The organism is Pseudomonas sp. P4_C3, assembly GCF_056402075.1.
On sequence record NZ_JBFUIC010000396.1, the window covers coordinates 1 to 3351 of the forward strand.

Here is a 3351-nt window from a genome sequence, read left to right on the forward strand (position 1 = left end):
CGACAAGGCGAAAGACAACGACAAGGCGAAAGACAACGACAAGGCGAAAGACAACGACAAGGCGAAAGACAACGACAAGGCGAAAGACAACGACAAGGCGAAAGACAACGACAAGGCGAAAGACAACGACAAGGAGAAAGACAACGACAAGGCGAAAGACAACGACAAGGCGAAAGACAACGACAAGGTGAAAGACAACGACAAGGCGAAAGACAACGACAAGGCGAAAGACAACGACGAGGCGAAAGACAACGACAACGCGAAAGACAACGACGACGCGGATGACAATGACAACGATGCCGCACATGCAGCCAGGGACGCTGCCAGAAACGACGCAGATGCAGCCCGGGATGCGGCAAAAGCTAGTGCAAATGCAACCAGAGACGCCGCCAGAGCTGAGGCGGATGCAGCTCGAGATGCAGCCAGAGCTGCTGGCGATCCGGACGCAGATGCTGCCCGAGATGCTGCCCGGGCCGCTGCAGATGCAGCCAGGGACAAAGCCAAGGCAGACGCAGATGCAGCCAGAGATGCTGCCAGGGCTGCTGCAGATGCAGCCAGGGACGCCGCCAAGGCTGACGCGAAAGCAGCCAGAGAGGCAGCCAAAGTCGAGGCGGAAGATGCTCGGGAGGATGTGGCGGACGCGCCGGATGTCGACGCGGTTGAGGTACACAACTAAGCCTGCACGCGCCGTAATGAACACGGCAGGCCTGGCCGTAGAAGACGTCCCGCAAGCTTGAGGGGCGTATCACCAATGAGTCGCAAGCCCTAAAGCATCGCGGGGTTTGCGACTTTTTTTCGAAATATGTCGCACAGTCCGAAACACTGACGAGAATGGCGGCAGTGGGGGCGGAGCTGACCGGGTCAGCAATCAATCCCGGTCGTTCACAAAACCTGGAGCCCTCCCGTTTTTGTGGCGCAGGATCGGGAAGTTGGACTCATCTTTCCACCAACCGCTTTTGGCGATTGCCGTCACTCCGGCGCCATCATCACCGCGAGCGTCATCTTTATGAACTCTTCATTCTTGTCGATGGCTTCCAGCGCGCCGCGCACGTTGTCGGCGACGTCGGCCGAGCCGCGCTGCTCGACCCAGTTCGAAAGCTCTAGGATGGCGGCTTCTAGGGCGAGCTGGTTTTCGTTGATTTTGAAGAGCAGGGAAGGGAGTAGGTCTGAGTTTGGCATCGCGATTCCTCCGTGGAGATTTCAGCGTAGCAGCCGGTGATGATGGAGGAATGGGGAGAGGGGTAACGGTCGGCTGGACGCCGGAAGGGTTGTGCGCAAAACCTCCGCTGGAAGCCGCGGATTATCGTTTGCAAAAGCACAAAAATACGGAAGTTTTACCGCTCTAAAAACCGGATATATACATTATAAAACAATATGTTAGGTTGATGCAGGCCCCGGCATCGGGGGCTAGGGGCCGGAACCACACAGCGAAACGCTATGGTATGCGTGATCGGCATATCTGCGGTGTAAGTCGCTTTGGGGCGAGGACCTACTTTGACACTGAAATGGGTAATTTTTCTGGTCCGCAATCTCTGAAAAGTATGCGGAAACATTGGCCTGGATGGCAGCCAAAAAGGCGTGATTGCGACCCGAAAAAACTATTGAAAGGTGCGGCCTGATTGATTTTCTCTTGGGACTTAAAATCCCCCGCTCGTAAGGGCGTGCCGGTTCGATTCCGGCTTCGGGCACCATCTTGCAATCCATAGAGCGCTTACAAGTTCTCTGGAATCCCCGAAAAACCTGCCTTATGGCGGGTTTTTTCGTTTTGGCGTTCCGTCGGATTCCGGTCCGTTCTGCTGGAATCTAGTCGTTTTAAGGGTAAAATTAGGGGTAGTCTCCGGTTCGAATAAGGAGAGTACCCTTATGTCGCGCACAACTGCTCCGCTCACTGACTCTGCTTGTCGCTTAGCCAAGCCAAGGGACCGCCCCTACAAGCTTTTCGACGGCGATGGTCTCTATCTCCTAATCCAACCAAACGGTCGTAAAGGCTGGCGCCTCAGGTATGTAAAACCTGATGGGCGAGAAGGATTGACCTCACTCGGCAGCTATCCTGTCATTGGCCTCGCCGATGCGCGCCACAAGCGTTTAGAGGCGAAACGGATACTTGCGGACGGCATTGATCCCGTAGAGAGCAAACGTAGAGCCAGGACGGAAGATGTGGTCAATGGCCGGACCTTTGAAAGTGTTGCATTGGACTGGCACAAGAACATGATGGCCAAATGGACACCCGACCATTCCAAGACTGTGTTGAACCGCCTTAAAACCTATGTTTTCCCGTTGATCGGTGCCCGCTCGATTGCTGGTCTCGATACCTATGACCTGATGCAACCTTTGGAAGCGATCAGGAAACGAGGAACGATCGACGTCGCCTTAAGGGTGCAAAGCTTCCTGCAAAGTATCATGCGTGAGGCAAAGCACCTCCGCCTCATCCCCGTAAACCCCGCTTACGACCTTCAAGGCTTGATCAAAGCACCGCGAGTTTCCCATCGACCTGCTTTACCCTTATCACGCCTTCCTGAATTGCAGGCCCGAATCAATGCCTACCAGGGCCGCAAACTGACCCGGTTGACGATCATGCTGTCGCTGCACGTGTTTGTTCGTTCCAGTGAGCTGCGTTTCGCCCGCTGGAGCGAGTTTGACCTCAAGCGCGGCGTGTGGGAAATCCCGGATACTCGGCCCGAGCTGGAAGACGTACCCCATTCGACGCGGGGTACGAAGATGGCGGGTGATGTTCATCTTGTTCCTTTATCGCCGCAAGCCGTGACCCTTCTTGAACAGATCTATGCGCTCACCGGCACATTCGACCTAGTATTTGCGGGCGATGCCAGGGCCTGGAAGCCAATGTCCGAAAACACCGTGAATAAAGCGTTGCGCACCATGGGATACGACACGAAGACAGAGATTTGTGGTCACGGATTCCGCTCAATGGCCTGTAGCGCACTGATCGAGTCAGGTCTGTGGTCTGAGACGGCCATCGAAAGGCAAATGAGTCATAGAGAGCGGAACAGCGTTCGTGCCGCCTGCATTCACAAGGCAGAGTTCATTGAAGAGCGCAGGCTGATCATGAACTGGTGGAGCCGGTACCTTGAGGCCAATCTTCAGGAGCATGTCACCCCTCACGAGTTTGCGAATCAGTCCGGCGAGAATGTCACTCGTTAATAAGTAAAACGTGGCGCAATGAAGTAGGTGTACCGGTAATGCTTCGTTGGGGGGCGATTAAAAGGTCGTTCGCCAATTGATGTCCTCACTCCGGATAATTTCGACGTGACCACACGGTTCGTGTGCAGTGCCCTGGGCTCAAGCTGAGGTGTTAACTTCGAGCGGTGGCAAAGGATGTTACCGTTACAGTTG

Annotated in this window: 3 protein-coding genes and 1 tRNA gene; 3 read left to right on the plus strand and 1 reads right to left on the minus strand. The window is 54.9% G+C overall.

The window, feature by feature from the left end; genetic code table 11:
- Positions 1 to 676: hypothetical protein (locus AC1DVH_RS28205; protein ID WP_477756556.1), on the plus strand; the 676-nt coding region annotated here is incomplete at its 5' end.
- Positions 677 to 969: 293 nt separating this feature from the next.
- Here the strand turns inward: AC1DVH_RS28205 and AC1DVH_RS28210 are convergent.
- Positions 970 to 1179: a hypothetical protein gene (locus tag AC1DVH_RS28210; protein WP_223510914.1), complete on the minus strand. Its 210-nt coding sequence runs from the start codon at positions 1177 to 1179 to the stop codon at positions 970 to 972.
- A gap of 376 nt (positions 1180 to 1555) precedes the next feature.
- Here AC1DVH_RS28210 and AC1DVH_RS28215 point away from each other — a divergent pair.
- Both AC1DVH_RS28215 and AC1DVH_RS28220 read left to right on the plus strand, forming a co-directional pair.
- Positions 1556 to 1691 (plus strand) — tRNA-Leu (locus AC1DVH_RS28215).
- A 172-nt stretch (positions 1692 to 1863) separates the two neighbouring features.
- On the plus strand, positions 1864 to 3159 hold the full coding sequence (locus AC1DVH_RS28220) for a tyrosine-type recombinase/integrase (RefSeq protein ID WP_477756557.1): 1296 nt from the start codon (positions 1864 to 1866) through the stop codon (positions 3157 to 3159).
- The last annotated feature ends 192 nt before the right edge of the window (positions 3160 to 3351 follow it).

Coding starts and splice junctions, on each gene's coding strand:
- AC1DVH_RS28210 (WP_223510914.1), bottom strand. CDS start 1,179: ATGCCAAACTCAGACCTACTCCCTTCCCTGCTCTTCAAAATCAACGAA.
- AC1DVH_RS28220 (WP_477756557.1), top strand. CDS start 1,864: ATGTCGCGCACAACTGCTCCGCTCACTGACTCTGCTTGTCGCTTAGCC.